General features: G+C 65.1%; 11 protein-coding genes and 1 pseudogene. 4 read left to right on the top strand and 8 right to left on the bottom strand.

Translation table 11 applies throughout. The annotated features are described in order from the left end of the window. Positions 1–289: 289 nt before the first annotated feature. Entirely contained in the window at positions 290–2701 is a 2412-nt protein-coding gene (locus tag DFR29_RS26760) for a winged helix-turn-helix domain-containing protein (protein ID WP_133821705.1), read from the bottom strand. Between the two features lie 183 nt (positions 2702–2884). On the opposite strand from DFR29_RS26760, the gene DFR29_RS26765 reads away from it, so the two are divergent. Beyond that, positions 2885–3217 (top strand): hypothetical protein, encoded by a 333-nt coding sequence (locus DFR29_RS26765; RefSeq protein ID WP_133821706.1) that lies wholly within the window; start codon positions 2885–2887, stop codon positions 3215–3217. A 593-nt stretch (positions 3218–3810) separates the two neighbouring features. On the opposite strand, the gene DFR29_RS26770 is transcribed toward DFR29_RS26765, so the two are convergent. Together DFR29_RS26770 and DFR29_RS26775 are read right to left on the bottom strand one after the other, a co-directional pair. Further along, entirely contained in the window at positions 3811–4020 is a 210-nt protein-coding gene (locus DFR29_RS26770; RefSeq protein ID WP_133821707.1) for a cold-shock protein, read from the bottom strand. 325 nt (positions 4021–4345) lie between these two features. Continuing rightward, positions 4346–4519 (bottom strand): annotated as a pseudogene (locus tag DFR29_RS26775) (aldo/keto reductase); the annotation flags it as partial. An 88-nt stretch (positions 4520–4607) separates the two neighbouring features. Between DFR29_RS26775 and DFR29_RS26780 the strand changes: the two are divergent. Next, positions 4608–5501: a LysR family transcriptional regulator gene (locus DFR29_RS26780; RefSeq protein ID WP_133821708.1), complete on the top strand. Its 894-nt coding sequence runs from the start codon at positions 4608–4610 to the stop codon at positions 5499–5501. Positions 5502–5532: 31 nt separating this feature from the next. Here DFR29_RS26780 and DFR29_RS26785 read toward each other — a convergent pair whose 3' ends face one another. Genes DFR29_RS26785 through DFR29_RS26805 form a run of 5 tightly spaced genes read right to left on the bottom strand, consistent with a single transcriptional unit; the run spans position 5533 to position 10223 of the window. After that, entirely contained in the window at positions 5533–6720 is a 1188-nt protein-coding gene (locus DFR29_RS26785) for an aldo/keto reductase (RefSeq protein ID WP_133821709.1), read from the bottom strand. A 53-nt stretch (positions 6721–6773) separates the two neighbouring features. Further along, entirely contained in the window at positions 6774–7874 is a 1101-nt protein-coding gene (locus tag DFR29_RS26790) for an alpha/beta hydrolase (RefSeq protein WP_133821710.1), read from the bottom strand. Positions 7875–7916: 42 nt separating this feature from the next. Continuing rightward, a complete protein-coding gene (locus tag DFR29_RS26795; RefSeq protein WP_166654371.1) occupies positions 7917–8993 on the bottom strand; it encodes an alpha/beta hydrolase in 1077 nt (358 codons plus the stop codon). After that, positions 8990–9730, bottom strand: a complete 741-nt coding sequence (locus DFR29_RS26800) for a carboxymuconolactone decarboxylase family protein (protein WP_133821711.1) — start codon at positions 9728–9730, stop codon at positions 8990–8992. Before DFR29_RS26800 ends, DFR29_RS26795 begins: the two co-directional genes overlap by 4 nt. Positions 9731–9752: 22 nt before the next feature. After that, positions 9753–10223, bottom strand: coding sequence for a (R)-mandelonitrile lyase (locus DFR29_RS26805; RefSeq protein WP_133821712.1), 471 nt, complete (start codon positions 10221–10223; stop codon positions 9753–9755). Positions 10224–10673: 450 nt separating this feature from the next. On the opposite strand from DFR29_RS26805, the gene DFR29_RS26810 reads away from it, so the two are divergent. Both DFR29_RS26810 and DFR29_RS26815 read left to right on the top strand, forming a co-directional pair. Beyond that, positions 10674–11456 carry an alpha/beta fold hydrolase gene (locus DFR29_RS26810; RefSeq protein ID WP_133821713.1) on the top strand — a complete coding sequence of 261 codons (783 nt, stop codon included), beginning with the start codon at positions 10674–10676 and terminating at the stop codon, positions 11454–11456. Between the two features lie 556 nt (positions 11457–12012). Further along, on the top strand, positions 12013–14957 hold a 2945-nt coding region (locus DFR29_RS26815), incomplete at its 3' end, for a beta strand repeat-containing protein (RefSeq protein WP_166654372.1).

Here is a 14957-nt window from a genome sequence, read left to right on the forward strand (position 1 = left end):
GGAACGGCGCACGCGCCGCCCTCATCGCTTGAATCACTGACGTATCGCATCGAACTCCCCTCGCGGCTGTTTCTTGATGTCGGCCGGTCGCGCAGCGGAACGGACGTCTCGCCCGCTCCTTGCGTGCCGTGTCTGCCGGGAACGATTCCGCGAGTTGGCGGGAAGTCCTGGCAGGGCCGCCGGACTGTGCGATGACCACCGTGTTGCAGTCGTCCGAAACGGATGACGATCGAGTGACAAGCAGTGACAACGGCGGGGAAACGTGCGACAGCGCGCGTTTTCTGGAGGGTTACAGCGACGGCGGAACCCGCAGTGCCGGCGGGATCGTGCGTTCGCCGGCCAGTTCCTGAGCGTGCTGCAGTGCCGTCGCCCAGTTGTCGCGGCGTCCCAGGGCATGGAACACCGCCACGCGCAGCAGCGCGCTGTCGAAGTCGTGGCGCGCCCAGACCGCAACCCGCCCGGCGAGGTCCGTGGACGGTTCGAGCCGGCCGCGCTTGAGCAGCCAGTCCACGTAGGCCGTCGCGACCTGGACGAACGGTGCCGGCGTGCCGTTCGCTTCGGCGGTTTTCAACGCCTGCGCAAACTGGTGCTCCGCCTCGGCGTCGTCGCCGCGATACGCCGCCCATTCCGCGCGGGCGATCATGAAGATCGGCGAGACCCCAGGCGCATCGGCTGCCGGCAGCCAGTCGGCGGACTGGCCCGGGGTAGCACGCCCGGCCGCGATCATCGCGCGCTGGCGCAGCAGCACCAGATAGGCAAAGCGGTCGTAGGACGGATCGCGCGGCCAGGTTTTCAGCGCGTCGTCGACGGCGTCGATCACCGTCTCCGGACGACCGCCCTGACGCGAGGCCAGGTCGGCTTCGAGGTCGTACAGATATCGGCGCGCTTCCGGACGGACGCCGGCGTAGCGCTTGCGCGCATCCGCCACGACCTCCCCGGCCTCGCGATAACGGCCCAACGCCATCAGGAGTCGCCCGCGGCGATTGGCGATCACCAGGGCGAGGCCCGGGTCGCCGATCCGTTCGCGCAGCTCGGCCTGGCGTTCGCTGATGGCCAGCGCCTCGGGCCAGCGCAGCAAGTCGGCATAGGTGTCGTTGAGGAGGTTGCGCAGCGTGACGACGCGCTCGACCATGCCGAAGGCTTCGTACTGGTCGATCGCCGCATCGAAATACGGCAGCGCCAGTTCCAGCCGGCGCTGCTCGATCTGCAGCAGGCCGAACCCGGCGTCCACATGCGCGATGCGCAGCCGGTCGCCGGCCTGCTCCATCAGCAGCCGCGCGCGGCCGAAATCAGCGGATGCGCCGTCGAAATCGCGCAACGCGGTGCGCACGACGCCGCGCCGAGTCAGCGCGTCGCCAAGGTCGAGCGGCGCTGACAACACTTGCAGATCGGCAATCGCGGCATCGAAATCCCGCGCGGCTTCGACGTAGGCGGAGCGGCGAAAGTACACGTTGCCGCGCAAGGTGAGCACGCGGCCGCGGCGCAGGTTGTCGGCCTGCACACTCGCGTCGGCCAGCAACGCCGCCAGCACGTCGGCTGCCTCGTCCAGGCGGCCGGAATGAAAATCCACGTCGGCGAGGCGCAGCCGCACCTCCGGTGCGGTTTTCGGATCGGCGGGAATCGCCGACAGAATGCGGCGGGCCAGGTCGAGCTGGTTCGTCAGCATCGCGGCCTGCGCCTGCTGCAGCCGGTCCTGCACAGCATCGGTTGCATCCACGCCGGCCGGCGGTTTGCGCCCCAGACTTGCCAGCAGAAGATCGGCGGCCGCGCGCGCTGCCTGGATCGCATCGTCGCGCCGCGCTTCGGCACGCTGCTGAATGCCGGACGCGTTTTTCGCTTCCAGCTGCACCGTCCAGCCTTGCGCCGAATAGCTGGCCTTGCCCTGCACGACCGCACCGGCGCCCAGCGTCTGCCGGATGCGGTCCAGATCGGCCGCCGCCGGTGGCGAGGCCGACCCGTGCAACGCCGCCATCACGGTTTCGCTCGGCGGCACCGGCAGGTCTGCGCTGCGCAACCGATCGGCGACGAGGTCCATCGCGCCGAGTCCGACCCAACCCGATTCGCGAGGCCCATCCACCGTGATCGGCAGGACGACGATCGCATTGCCGTCGACGGCATGCGGCAGCGACACGACGCCATGCGGCGTGCGCGACACGAAGTAGATCAGCATGGCGAGACTCAGCACCGCCAGCAGCGCCAGCAGCGGCACTGCGTAACGCCGGACAATCGAATTCCCGGGCCGCGCTGCGGCGCTGGCGCCGGACGCCGGTACCATGGCTTCGGGCTCGGGTTCGGGTTCGGCAACGAACGGGGTATCGGCGCGCACGTCGGCAGTCGCATCGCCTGCCCGCATCGCTTCGATCGAGGGCACAGCCTGCTCCGCGACGCGGTCGATCTCGCCCACCCAGCGATAGCCGAAGCCCGGAATGGTGCGGATCATCAGCTGCACCTGACCACCGTCGCCCAGCACGCGGCGCGCACGCACGATGGTCTGGTTCAGGTGTCCGTCGAACGTGTCGGCGCGCCCCCACACCGCGGCGACCAGTTCGTCACGACCGACCGCGCGATCGCGATGTTCGATCAGGTAGACCATGCAGTCGAAGGCAAGACGGGGTACGGCCAATCGCTCGCTGCGTCGCCACAACTCGCGCTCCGCCAGCTTCAGGCGGAACTCACCGAATGAGTATTCGACACTCTTCACCACATCGCCTCGCTGCTTTCGCGCCCCCGCCGAACCGCATCATCATAGACGCGGGTGGAGGCCGCAGCATCGGGCATACCCGGTGAATCATGCCGGCCGCCCGGAACGCCCCGCATCGCCGGGCTCAATCGCGCCGGTCCAGTGGCACATGTTCACAAATAACCTTGCGCTTCGGACGACGGTATGCCTGTCGCCGCCGAGCCCGTCAGCGGCCCGACACGCTTTCAGCCACCCGGTGCACAGTCGCGTCCGCATCGATTCGCCCGCACCCAGCCCATTAATGGCTGGGGGGCGTCTGAAGGTTCTGTTTGCTACTCGGCGGAAGGTGCCGTCGGCCGCCTGGTCGGCGCCCACAGCGCCAGCGGTCGCATCAGCAAGGCATTCGCCACCGCCGCGGGACGCGTGATGGGCAGCAGCAACCTTGGCGGATTGGTGGGCAGGCCGGGCGTGACCGGGAGCGCCGACAACCGCTTCTACGCCATCACCGATGCCGGCGGCCAGGCCATCAACGGCTAAGACGGCACGACCGTCACCACAAGCGCACCGTGGATCGGCAACGTCTCCGGCACGACGAAGACAAGGGCGGAGCTGCAGTCTGGAACGTCGCTTGAGGGGCGCAGAAGGCGCCTGCATGGTTCGTCGCGTAGTACTACGCCAACTACGATCATGCCTTCCTGCGCGGTGTCGCTAGCGCTCCGGAGGCGACGCAGTCCACGGGCGCTTCGGCGCGGTGCATTTTTGACAACGCGGCAGCGGGCCATGCCCTGCCAGACGCGCTCGAACCGCAGCTGCTTGCAACGGCACGTGGACACTGTGCCGAGCTTGAACTGCCGTCTTCCGGATAATCCATCATGCCGCTCGGGCTAACGCCTCACCGAGCTGCTCTTGCACCCGCCGCACTGGCATCCATGCCGGAGCGCCCTGTCCGGACGATCCTTGTTGCTGCAGGTGGTTCGACAGAGCTGCGACGCGCGTGAGCAACAACAGGAGTTCCCGTCAGGCGCGCCAGACCGATATGCATGCAAGACCGGGCCGAAAATATCGGCGAGTCATTGAACGAGACCGGACGGTCCCGGCGTGCTACACCGGGACCCCACGTGTCCAGCTTCTTATTCAGCCTGGACCTGGTCAGCCTGCATGCCTTTCTGGCCCTGCACGGCGACGAAGGTCACGCGCTGGCCTTCCTGCAGACTCTTGAAGCCTGAGCCCTGGATTGCGCGGAAGTGTACGAAAAGATCAGCGCCGCTCTCCGGGGTAATGAAGCCGAAACCCTTGGCATCATTGAACCACTTGACGGTTCCGGTTTGACGATCAGACATGTGAAACTCCTTGCACTAGTTAGGTATGTATCGACATCGCGTCGGTACGAGCGACTGCTCTGCAAGGTTGAGATGTGAACAATGAGATGCGGGGTCACGGACTAACCGGGCTCAAGCAATCACCGTGACCAAACAAGCACAGTTCGTGCACTGTACGCTGCGTGGCGCCAGATCGCCAGCGAAACTTTAAGCGGTGTCTGTTGATCCGGAGCGACTGGCCGTTGGTGAAGGCCCTGTCGGGTGAGCACCGGCTAATGACCGGCTGCTGCTTCGCGCGCCCGCGCCTGTAAAGCCCACTCGCGGTACTTCGGTAAATAGGGCGATGGCCGTACGCCTCGGCGGTGTCGAAGAACGTCACGCCGCGCTGAAAGGCGCTGCGGATGAGCGCAATGCCCTCGGCGCGGTCCACCGCAGGCCCGTAGCCGTAGCTCAGTCCCATGCAGCCCAGGCCGATTGCGGAAACGTTGAGTTGGCTGTTGCCGAGTTGTCGGGTTTTCATTGTGTCCTCCGTTGTCCCCAATCTAGGCCCGATCCATCGCTGACTCTAGGTGGCATAATCGGAATTTGTTGATAACAAGGGCGCATAAATGTCTACTGAGAGCTACGACCAGCTCGCGATCTTTTCGATCGTCGCCCGAGAGCGCAGCTTTACTCGTGCCGCCGCGAAGCTCGGTATCTCGCAACCGGCCTTGAGCCGGTCCATGCGTCAGCTGGAAGAGCGGTTGGGCGTCCGGCTGTTGGCGCGCACAACCCGCAGCGTGTCACCCACCGAAGCAGGCGAACGCCTGCTCAACGTGGTCGCGCCCAGATTCGAAGAAATCAACACCGAACTGGCGCTGCTCAATGAGTTTCGCGACAAGCCCGCAGGCAAGCTGCGCATCACCGCCGGCGAGCACGCGGCGATCTCGGTCCTCCAGCCGGTGCTGGAGAAGCTGCTGCCGGAGAACCCCGACCTCCACATCGAAATCATCGTGGACTACGGCCTAACCGACATCGTGGCCGAGAATTTCGACGCGGGCGTGCGACTCGGCGAATCGATCGCCAAGGACATGATCGCGGTGCGTATCGGCCCTGCCATGCGCATGGCCGTGGTCGGCTCTCCGGACTATTTCAAGCGACATCTGCGCCCGAAAGCCCCGCACGACCTGACCGGGCACAACTGCATCACCATCCGCCTGCCGACCTATGGTGGCATCTATGCCTGGGAGTTTGAGAAGAAAGGGCAGGAGCTCAAAGTACGCGTGGAAGGGCAATTGGTATTCAACAACATCGCGATGCGTCTGGATGCCGCCCTGAAAGGGCTCGGCCTGGCCTACATGCCAGAGGATCTGGTTGAAACACACGTGGCAGAAGGTCGTTTGATTCGCGTGCTGTCGGACTGGTGTGAACCTTTCCCGGGTTACCACCTCTACTATCCGAGCCGGCGCCAGACTTCGCCTGCTTTCACGTTATTCCGCGACGCGCTCAGATACTCGGGATAAGCCGAACGACCTCAAAAATCGAACACCCTCGCTATTTCAGGGGCGCTTCGACGCCGCTGAAAGCCATCACCGCCGGCGGCAGCCGTTCGCCCTTGATCGTGATTCCCACAAGCGCGGCATTCAGTTCCTGAAGTTCGCCATCGCTGAACACGATCTCCGCCGCACCGATGTTGTCGAGCATGTGTGCCATCTGCGTGGTGCCGGGGATTGGCACAATCCAGGGTTTCTGCGCCAGCAGCCAGGCCAGAGCGATCCGCGCGGGCATCGTGTTCTTGCGTTCGGCCCAGGTCTTAACCAGACGTATCAGCGCCACGTTGTGCGGCAAGTTCTCTGGCGCGAAACGGCCCTCGACCTTGCGGATGTCGCCATCGGCGAACCGCGTGTTCTCATCAATGGCGCCGGTGAGGAATTGAACGCCCAGCGGGCTCCACGGCACGAATCCGATACCCAGTTCCGCGCACACCGGGATTACTTCTTGCTCCGGTCCGCGCCACAGCATCGAATACTCGCTCTGCACTGCGGTGACGGGCAGTTCCGCATGCGCACGGCGCAGCGTCTGCAACCCCATTTCGGACAGGCCCCAGTGCAGCACCTTGCCTTGCGCCTTAAGGTCCTTGATCGCGCCGGCGACATCCTCGATCGGCACCTGCGGATCGACCCGGTGCTGGTACAGCAGGTCGATGCGGTCGGTGCACAGGCGCGTGAGCATGCCTTCCACGACGCGCTTGATGTGGTCGGGCCGGCTGATCAGGCCCGGCCGGCGTTCGCCGGTTTCCTGATCGATGTTCCAGCCGAACTTGCTGCAGATCACCACCTTATCGCGGAACGAGGCCACCGCCTCGCCGAGGATGCGCTCGTTCTCGTGCGGACCGTAGGCTTCGGCGCAATCGAAGAAGGTGACACCGCGATCAAAGGCGGTGCGGATGATGTTGAGCATCTCTGGCCGGTACGGCACGGTGGTCTGGTAGGTGCGATGCATGTTCTGCACGCCCAGGCCGACGCTGGAGACTTCGAGCGAACCAAGCCTGCGGCGATCGGTCAGGGACTGCTCGCCGGCTTTCGCGGCACCGCCCGCAGCAGTGGCGCCAGCGGCGGATGGTGCCGCACGCTTGGCTGCGGTGCAGCCGGTAACCACGCTGGCAACCAGCGGCCCCGCAGCCAGCGCGACCGCACCTTTCAGCAATTGGCGGCGATCCCGATTGGTGTTGTTGTCACCCATGTCGCTCTCCTCGTCGAGCGTTGGAACGTCAGCATCCGGATGTCGCTCTTGGATCACAGGGTTCGCGCGTAGAACGACGTCAGCTTGCCGATGGTGGCGTTCACGTAATTGTCGACCCAGTAGGTTTCGATGTGCGTGGCACCTTCGATCTTGAACAGCTCCTTGTCCTTGGCGCCGGAGGCTTTGGCGAAGGCCTCTTCGGTCATGTACAGGCTGTCGGCCTTGCTGCCAGCAATCATCAGCAGGGGCTGTTCGATCAGTTCGATCTGGTCAGTGGCATCCCAGCGCATCAGGTCGAGCAAGCTGCTGCTGGTGTACTTGAAGGTCGAGCCGGGATGCGCGTGGGTGCGCCAGTAGTACTCGTAACCCTGTCGGTACATCTCGAACGGCAACGCGGCTATCTGCTCGTCGGTCATGTTGGCGTCGCCGGCATAGAGAATCTTTCCGCCGGCCTTTTCCTGCGCGCGTGCGTCCGTGGCCTGCTTGAGGCGTTGTTGGATCGTGTTCAATTGCGAATCCGCAAAGCCGTTGCGGCGAACGCGCCCGGAATTGAACATGCTCAGCGTCGCCACCGCTTTGAAGCGCTTGTCGGATTTCGCCGCGGACAACGAGTAGCCGCCACCGCCGCAAATGCCGAGCAGCCCGAGCCTCTCAGCATCGACACCCGGGTAGTGGGTGATAAAGTCGGCCGCGCCGTGGATGTCCTCGATGCGGAACTGCGGCTTGTCCGTGCTGCGCGGCTCGCCGCCACTGCCGCCCTGATACGCGGCATCCATCGCGATGGTGATGTAGCCCAGTTCGGCCAGGCGCTGGGCATGCAATCCCGCAGTTTGTTCTTTTACCCCGCCATTGGGGTGAGCCACCACGATCGCTGCATATTTCTTCTTCGGATCATAGTTTGCCGGCGTATAGACGTTGGCAACGATCTTCAGGCCATTGAGTTCGTAGTTGACCGGGTGGATGTTGAGCTTGCCCGGCTCGTTCTTCGTGATCGCGTTTTCATAGACCAGCGTGAACGGATTCTTTTTGTCGTCGAGGGTGGCTGCGGCAGCAGTGGTGGGCATTGCGGAGACTCCCATGACGGCAAAAGAAAGCGCGAGCACGGCGGCTCCGAGGAGCCCGTGTCGGGTTTTGTAGGCGACTTCATTGCTCATGTACGACTCCTTTTGCCTGCGCAGATGCATGCACCGGACGTGTCAGTCCAGATGCTTCTCTGCGAGAAATCTCGACACCAAATCGGCGATCTGGACGTTGTTGAGGTCCGACATCAGAAAGTGCGTGTTGCCCCGAATACCAATCTCCGGTAGGTGCACGAGCTGCGCGTCGCCACCATGCTTGTTGATGGCATCTACCCAACGCTTGGCCATGGCCAGACGCACGCGCCAGTTGTCTTGCCCACGCTCGGTGGTCGGTTCGGTCGGGAAGTTATCGCCGTAGTAGATAACGATCGGGATGCGGGTGAGCTTCTTGAACTCCGCCAGCGATACCGACTCGGGCGACAAAGCGCCGGCAGCACTCGGCATCGCCGGGGGCAATTCGCCTTCCGGAAAGATGAATCCACTGCCCGGTTCGAGTGCGACGATTCCCTTGACGTTCTGACTCTTGATGGCCGCCAACCAGCCCGGTCCGCCTGCCTGTGAATGCGAGAACAGAATGCCGGGGCCCGTCCTGTCGAACAGCGCGGCCATGGCGTTGGAGATCACGCCGGCGTCGTAGGGGCCGGTGTTCGGAGTGACCGAGCGGAAGAACTGATCCAGCGTCTCTGGCTTGCGGTCGAACTGGACGTTGTCGAAGTAGCTCGGCCATTTGCCGAGTCGGAATTGATCGAAGAACAGCTGATCGAAAGGTGTTGGCTCGATCTTCGCCTCTACCGTGCTGTTGCCCGCGCGGCCGCGACGCGGCTGATCGACGAGATAGACCGGAAAGCCGCGGCGTAGAAAGATGGTCTGGAAGCCTTCACGGCCATCCGACGTGGTTTCCCAGCTGCGCGCTGACTGATACGCGCCATGCAACATGACGATGGGCAGCGGCCTGGAGTTTTGCGGAACCTGATAGAAGGCGTAGAGGTGATCGCCGTGGAGTGTCTGTCCTGCGGCGGTCGGGTGATTGTTGTCGTAGGTGCCGGGCGTGCTCACGACTTTTCCGCCGACGGCGAAGCTGCCTTGTTCCTGGATGACCAGGAGGCCTGCATGGTTGGAGGCATCGGGAATGGTTGTGCAGGCGGTCAGCGAGGTCAGCGTCATGAGCGTCAGCAGGGCCTTGGTGAGGTTCATGATCCGCTCCCCGATGCAGCGGCAAGCGCCTGCGTGAGTGCCGCGTTCGCGCGCTCTGCAGCGTCTTTGTTTCCGTGCTCGGCCAGGACTCGGACGACTTGGCGCAGCTGTGCCGCGCTCAGGCCCACCCGCAGGCTGGCGGCCAAGTGCGAACGCAGCTGCGCTTCTAGGCCCGGTGCGGCGGCCAAGGCGCCAACCGTGGCGAGCTCACGGCTCTGCCAATCGAGGTTGTCGCGCTCGAAAATATCGCCGAACAGGTGCGCCTGCAGGAACTGGTTGATGGCAGGTGCGAAGTCCGTCACCGCGTTCTTGACCGGCCCGCCGGAAATCTTCGTCTGGTTGGCCGTGCCAACTGCGATCAGTTCCTCGCCAGTCGCGACGACACGGCTCGGCTCGCGCCCCGGCGCATCCTTGATACCGCGCGCCTTGCGTGATTCGACTACCTTCAGCAGTTCGCCCAGCGCGTTGAGGCTGCGTGGGAAGCCGGCATACGCGTAAAGATGCACCAGTATTTCCTTGGCCTCGCTAACGGTCATCCCCGCGTCCAAGCCTTGGTTCAGGGCCGCGTTGAGGTTGGGCATGTCGCTGGTCGCCATGGCGACGGCAATCAATGGGATGGCCTGTTGCTTGGCCGAGAGTGTCTCGGAAACGGGTTGTGTGGAAGTCATCGCTTTCGGCTCCACGGCGCTCTGGGCGGCGGCGTGGCTCGGCGCGAGCGCCAAGCCCAAACTCAGCATCAACGCGCCTGAATGGCGAACCCTAGCGTGCGCTGTAATGGGCATCGGTCACCTTCTCCATCCATTCCACGGTCTTTCCGTTCAGCACACCGCTGACGGCCAAATGGGTCATTGCGGTCGTCGGCGCTGCCCCGTGCCAGTGTTTGACGCCAGGCGGGCACACAACCACATCGCCAGGACGGATTTCCTGCACAGGCTTGCCCCATTCCTGGGTCAGGCCAACACCGGACACCACGACGAGCCGTTGCCCAGCGGGGTGCGTGTGCCAAGCCGAACGCGCACCGGGTTCAAAGGTGACGTAGGCACTTGATGCCTGGAGTTCGTTGGTGGCCGGGAACAGAGGATCGACACGAACGCGTCCGGTGAAGTTATCTGCACTTCCGGCGACCGACGCTTGGGTGCCAGCGAGCGCGATCTTCTGCATAGCTCCTTCACCAGTCTCGGCGAAGGGGGTAGCGGCACATACCGCGAGTCCCAATAAGGTTCTGGTCATGAGAATGCTCCCTGTGGCTCATCGTTGATGAGTCGACTAGAGCACCATAGATCGTGCGATTGCATAGATAAATAGCATTAGTCGTATAGGACTAATGCTACTGTTGCATGAATCATGCGAATTGCTACGGCCCGCTTCGGTCGAAAGCAGCCGTGGAGCATTTTTGCGTGGCTACGCGTGGAGTATTAGGGGGACCGCCGCGTTCGAGCGGCCGGGGCGCGGCCGGATCGTTCGTTGACCGAGTAGCGGGCATTGCTAGAGTTCGGCTTGCGCCCATCCGCTTACACGCTAGCGCGGCGATGATCCGACGCAGCCCCCGATTGTCACGAAAACTTTTTCCCGGCAACCTCATGAAATAGCGAGGGTTTACGGACTCTGTGGGGCATTTTTACACGTATCTCGGCTGAACCCCATACTTGCCCCAGCACAACAGACGAACGGAGATCCGCCATGTCGACTGCGAACGTTGCCAACGTCAATGGCCAGCCTGTCTTTTACAGCGTGCACGGCACCGGCAAGCCGCTCATTCTTCTGCATGGGGGCATCAGCCCCGACAGCTTCGGCAGCAATCTGGCCGAACTGGCCAAGCGCCGGCAGGTGATCGCCGTACATCTCCAGGCACATGGGCGCACGCCCGACAGCGACAGGCCACTGCGCAGTGAAACGCTGGGCGACGACGTTGCCGCCCTGATCGGCCATCTGAATCTCGGCAAGGCCGACGTAATGGGCTACTCGCTCGGCGCCAGCGTCGCGCTGCAGACCGCTATCCGCCACCCGGACGTGGTCGACCGGCTCGTGCTCGTGGCCGCGAGAATGGCGCACGACGGCTCTTATCCAGAGGTGGTCGCAGCCCTCAATCAGCTGGAGTCCAAGGCCGCCATGCTCGGCGGCAGCGTCAAGGCATCACCGTTAGGGCAGGCCTATCCCGATGTCGATTGGATCAACCTCTTCAGCAAGGTCGGTGACCTGACCAAACGCCCCTTTGACTGGAGCGCCGACGTCGCCACGATTCAGGCTCGCACACTGCTGGTCTTCGCCGACGCTGACTCCATCCGGCCCGAACACATGGTCGAGTTCTGGAAAGCGCTGGGCGGCGGCCAGCGCGATGCCGGGATCGATGGCTCGCTGCGGTCCGCAAACCAGTTTGCCATCGTGCCCAACACCAACCACTACACGCTCGCCGTCGAGCCCATGCTGCCGGTGATCGTCGAGCGCTTCCTTGCAACCGAATAGCCGGCAGTCGGCCCTTGGCGAGGCCCGCAAAGCGCTCATGCAGCGATCAGGGCGCGGGAGCGTTGCCGGTGTCCTTCGCTATTTCGCCCGCTTCGCTACACCGCGTCTTTCGCAGCGCTGCCACCTCCTGCCGGCGACCCGCCGAGAAGGAGGGATGGGCAGCACTATCACCCGCAATTAGCGCAATGTACTGACCGTTCCTATCGTGCCTCGCAAAGCTTGACCGATCGCGTTTCCTGAAAGAGCATCGCCCGCGCCGCCAGCCGGCGCCGTCGTAGCTCGACGCACAGGGGAACCACCGATGAACTGCCGCACCTGGGCCGCTCTGCGCGCCCTGTCCTTCTGCTTTGCCTTCACGCCGTTCGCGGTGCCTGCCGCCGATATCGCGGGAACCCGCCTCGCGGGCGCGACGAGTGCCAGTGAAACCTCCGCGCAGTTGATGGCAAACGCCGCCAATGCACCCGTTCGGCCGCAGACGTTGCCGCTTCTGCCGGGCGCCCGCCCAAGCCGCGCCGCGGCCGTCGATGCCAGCGCGATCTCGCAGTGGCCGGCGCCCGTGACGCACGCCACGTCGAACGGCGCCGTACCAGCACTCCACACCACGGCGAGCGCTTTCGACAGCCTCGATCTCGCTGCCACGGGCTCGACGCTGGCCAATCCTTCCGGCGCCGCCGGTCCCACCCAGGTGGTGGTCGCGAGCAACGGCCGCCTGCGCACCTACAGCCGCGCCGGCGTGGCCGATGGCGTGCTGGATACCCCGCTCGCCAGCTTCTTCGCCGCGGCGATGACCCCGCTGGGGGGAGGCGTGTTGGCGAATTCCGCCAACACACCGAACGTGCGCTACGACCGCTTCACCGCGCGCTGGATCCTCGCCGCGCTGGACGCCCCCTGCACCGTTGCCGACTGTTCCGCACGCGCGCCGAACCGGGTGCTGCTGGCCGTAAGCGACGCAGCCAGCAGCGGCACGATCGCCGCCGGCACGGTGTGGACCTTCTTCAGCTTCCCCGCAGACGCGGCCACCATCGCGGCCCAGCTGTCGCTGGGCGTGGACGTCAACGCGCTCTACGTCGGCGCGAACATGTTCACTCCGGCGGGTTCCCTCGCCGGCACCAACGGCTACGTGGTGCGGAAAAGCTCGATCCTCGGCACCGGGCCGATAACGGTAACGGCCTTTGCCAATCTCGTGAGTGGCGGCACCGGTGTGGGACCCTTCGCGCCGCGCGGCGTCGACAACGTCGATCCCGGCGCCACCGAGGGTTATTTCATCGGCGTGGACAACGCCACCTTCAGCACCCTCATGCTGCGTCGCGTGAGCAACCCCGGCAGCGCAACGCCGACCATCTCGGCCAACCTCTCGCTGACGGTGCCGACCACCACCTTCCCTGCCCGCGTGCCGCACCTGGGCAATACCGGCGGCGCCAACGGCCAGCTCAATGCGCTCGACGACCGTCTTGGCACCGCCGTCGTGCGCAACGGCCGCCTGTGGACGGCGCACAACTTCCGCGTCAACACGGCGGGCGTGGCCAGCACCGCAGCGGGCAACCGCGTAGCGGTGCGCTGGTATGAACTGCAGAACCTCAGCACCACGCCCAGCCTGGTGGAATCGGGCACCATCTTCGACAACGCCGCCACCAATCCGGCCCAGTACTTCGTTCCGACGGCCACCGTCACCGGCCAGGGCCATGCCGTGATGGGATTCACCCGGGCCGGCACGCAGTCCGGCGCGACACCGGCCTACACCAGCCGCCTGGCCGGCGACACGCTCGGCACCACCGCGGCCGTCACGCTCTTGGGCACCAGCACGGCCAACTACAACCCGGCGAGTGATCCGGGCGGCGCCACCGGCCGCGCCTGGGGCGAGGCCTCGGCCACCGTCGTCGACCCCATCGACGACATGACCGTGTGGACCTTCCAGCAATACAACCAGGCTCTCGACAGCTGGGCCCTCCGCGTCGGCAGGCTTGCCGCGCCAGCACCGGCGACCCCCACCTGTTCGGGCTCACCCATCGCCTTCAACGGCCCCACCGGCAACATCGTGATCAACGCCACCAGCAGCGGCGGCTCGGGTTTCTACGATCCCGGCGCCAACCTGCCGGCGCCGGCGCAGCCCTTCGCCCACATCACGGCGACGATGAGCAATGCCACGGTGAACAGCGTCACCTTCAACTCGCCCACCCAGGTCACGCTCAACGTGACCGCGCCCGTCGGCGGCCTGCAGAACGTGACAATTACCAACCCCGACGGCCAGAGCGTCACCGCGAACGGCTGCGTGACGGTGAGCGTGCCGGTACCGGACCTTGCCATCACCAATACCGACGGCGTCACCACGGCCGTACCGGGCGGCAGCGTCACCTACACCATCACGGCCTCTAACCCGAGCGCCGTCGCCGCCACCGGCGCGACGGTGGCCGATACCTTCCCCGCCATCGCAACCTGCACCTGGACCTGCGTCGGCGCGGGCGGCGGCACCTGCACCGCGAGCGGTAGCGGCACTATCAACGACACCGTGAACCTGCCGGCTGGTGCCAGCACCACCTACACCGCCAGCTGCGCCATCAATGCCGCGGCAACCGGCACCGTGTCCAACACCGCCACGGTGACGATCGCCGGCGACCCCAACCCGGCCAACGACAGCGCCACCGATACCGACACCCTCACGCCCAGCGCCAACCTCGGCATCACCAAGACCGACGGCGTGACCACGGCCACCCCGGGCGGCAGCGTCACCTACACCATCACGGCCTCGAATGCCGGCCCCAGCAACGCGCCCGGCAGCACCGTGGCCGATACCTTCCCCGCCTCGCAAACCTGCACCTGGACCTGCGCCGGAGCCGGCGGCGGCACCTGTACCGCATCGGGCAGCGGCAACATCAACGACACCACGAATCTGCCGAGCGGCGGCAGCACCACGTACACCGCGAGTTGCGCCATCTCCGCCGCGGCGACGGGCACGTTGTCGAACACCGCCACCGTGACGTCACCGGTTGGCGTCACCGATCCGACACCCGGCAACAACTCGGCCACGGACAGCGACACGCTGGGCGCGAGCGCCGATCTGTCGATCACCAAGACCGATGGCGTCACCACGGCGATACCGGGCGGCAGCGTGACGTACACGATCACCGCATCGAACGCAGGCCCCAGCAATGCAGCTGGCGCGACCGTCGCCGATACCTTCCCGGCCAGCGAAACCTGCAGCTGGACCTGTGTCGGGGCCGGCGGCGGCACCTGCACCGCATCGGGCAGTGGCAACATCAACGACACCACGAACCTGCCGAGCGGCGGCAGCGTGACCTACACCGCGAGCTGCACCATTTCCGCCGCGGCGACGGGCACGCTCAGCAACACGGCCACCGTGGCAACACCCGGCGGCGTCAGCGATCCCACGCCGGGCAACAACAGCGCGACCGACAGCGACACGCTGGGCGCCAGCGCCGATCTGTCGATCACCAAGACCGATGGCGTCACCTCGGCGACGCCAGGCGGCAGCGTGACGTACAC

This window comes from Tahibacter aquaticus, assembly GCF_004363655.1.
Classification (GTDB): Bacteria; Pseudomonadota; Gammaproteobacteria; order Xanthomonadales; family Rhodanobacteraceae; genus Tahibacter; species Tahibacter aquaticus.

Excerpts from the sequence above, each read along its gene's own strand:
- DFR29_RS26765 (WP_133821706.1), top strand. The coding sequence starts at position 2,885 with ATGCCTGTCGCCGCCGAGCCCGTCAGCGGCCCGACACGCTTTCAGCCA.
- DFR29_RS26770 (WP_133821707.1), bottom strand. The coding sequence starts at position 4,020 with ATGTCTGATCGTCAAACCGGAACCGTCAAGTGGTTCAATGATGCCAAG.
- DFR29_RS26780 (WP_133821708.1), top strand. The coding sequence starts at position 4,608 with ATGTCTACTGAGAGCTACGACCAGCTCGCGATCTTTTCGATCGTCGCC.
- DFR29_RS26785 (WP_133821709.1), bottom strand. The coding sequence starts at position 6,720 with ATGGGTGACAACAACACCAATCGGGATCGCCGCCAATTGCTGAAAGGT.
- DFR29_RS26790 (WP_133821710.1), bottom strand. The coding sequence starts at position 7,874 with ATGAGCAATGAAGTCGCCTACAAAACCCGACACGGGCTCCTCGGAGCC.
- DFR29_RS26795 (WP_166654371.1), bottom strand. The coding sequence starts at position 8,993 with ATGAACCTCACCAAGGCCCTGCTGACGCTCATGACGCTGACCTCGCTG.
- DFR29_RS26800 (WP_133821711.1), bottom strand. The coding sequence starts at position 9,730 with ATGCTGAGTTTGGGCTTGGCGCTCGCGCCGAGCCACGCCGCCGCCCAG.
- DFR29_RS26805 (WP_133821712.1), bottom strand. The coding sequence starts at position 10,223 with ATGACCAGAACCTTATTGGGACTCGCGGTATGTGCCGCTACCCCCTTC.
- DFR29_RS26810 (WP_133821713.1), top strand. The coding sequence starts at position 10,674 with ATGTCGACTGCGAACGTTGCCAACGTCAATGGCCAGCCTGTCTTTTAC.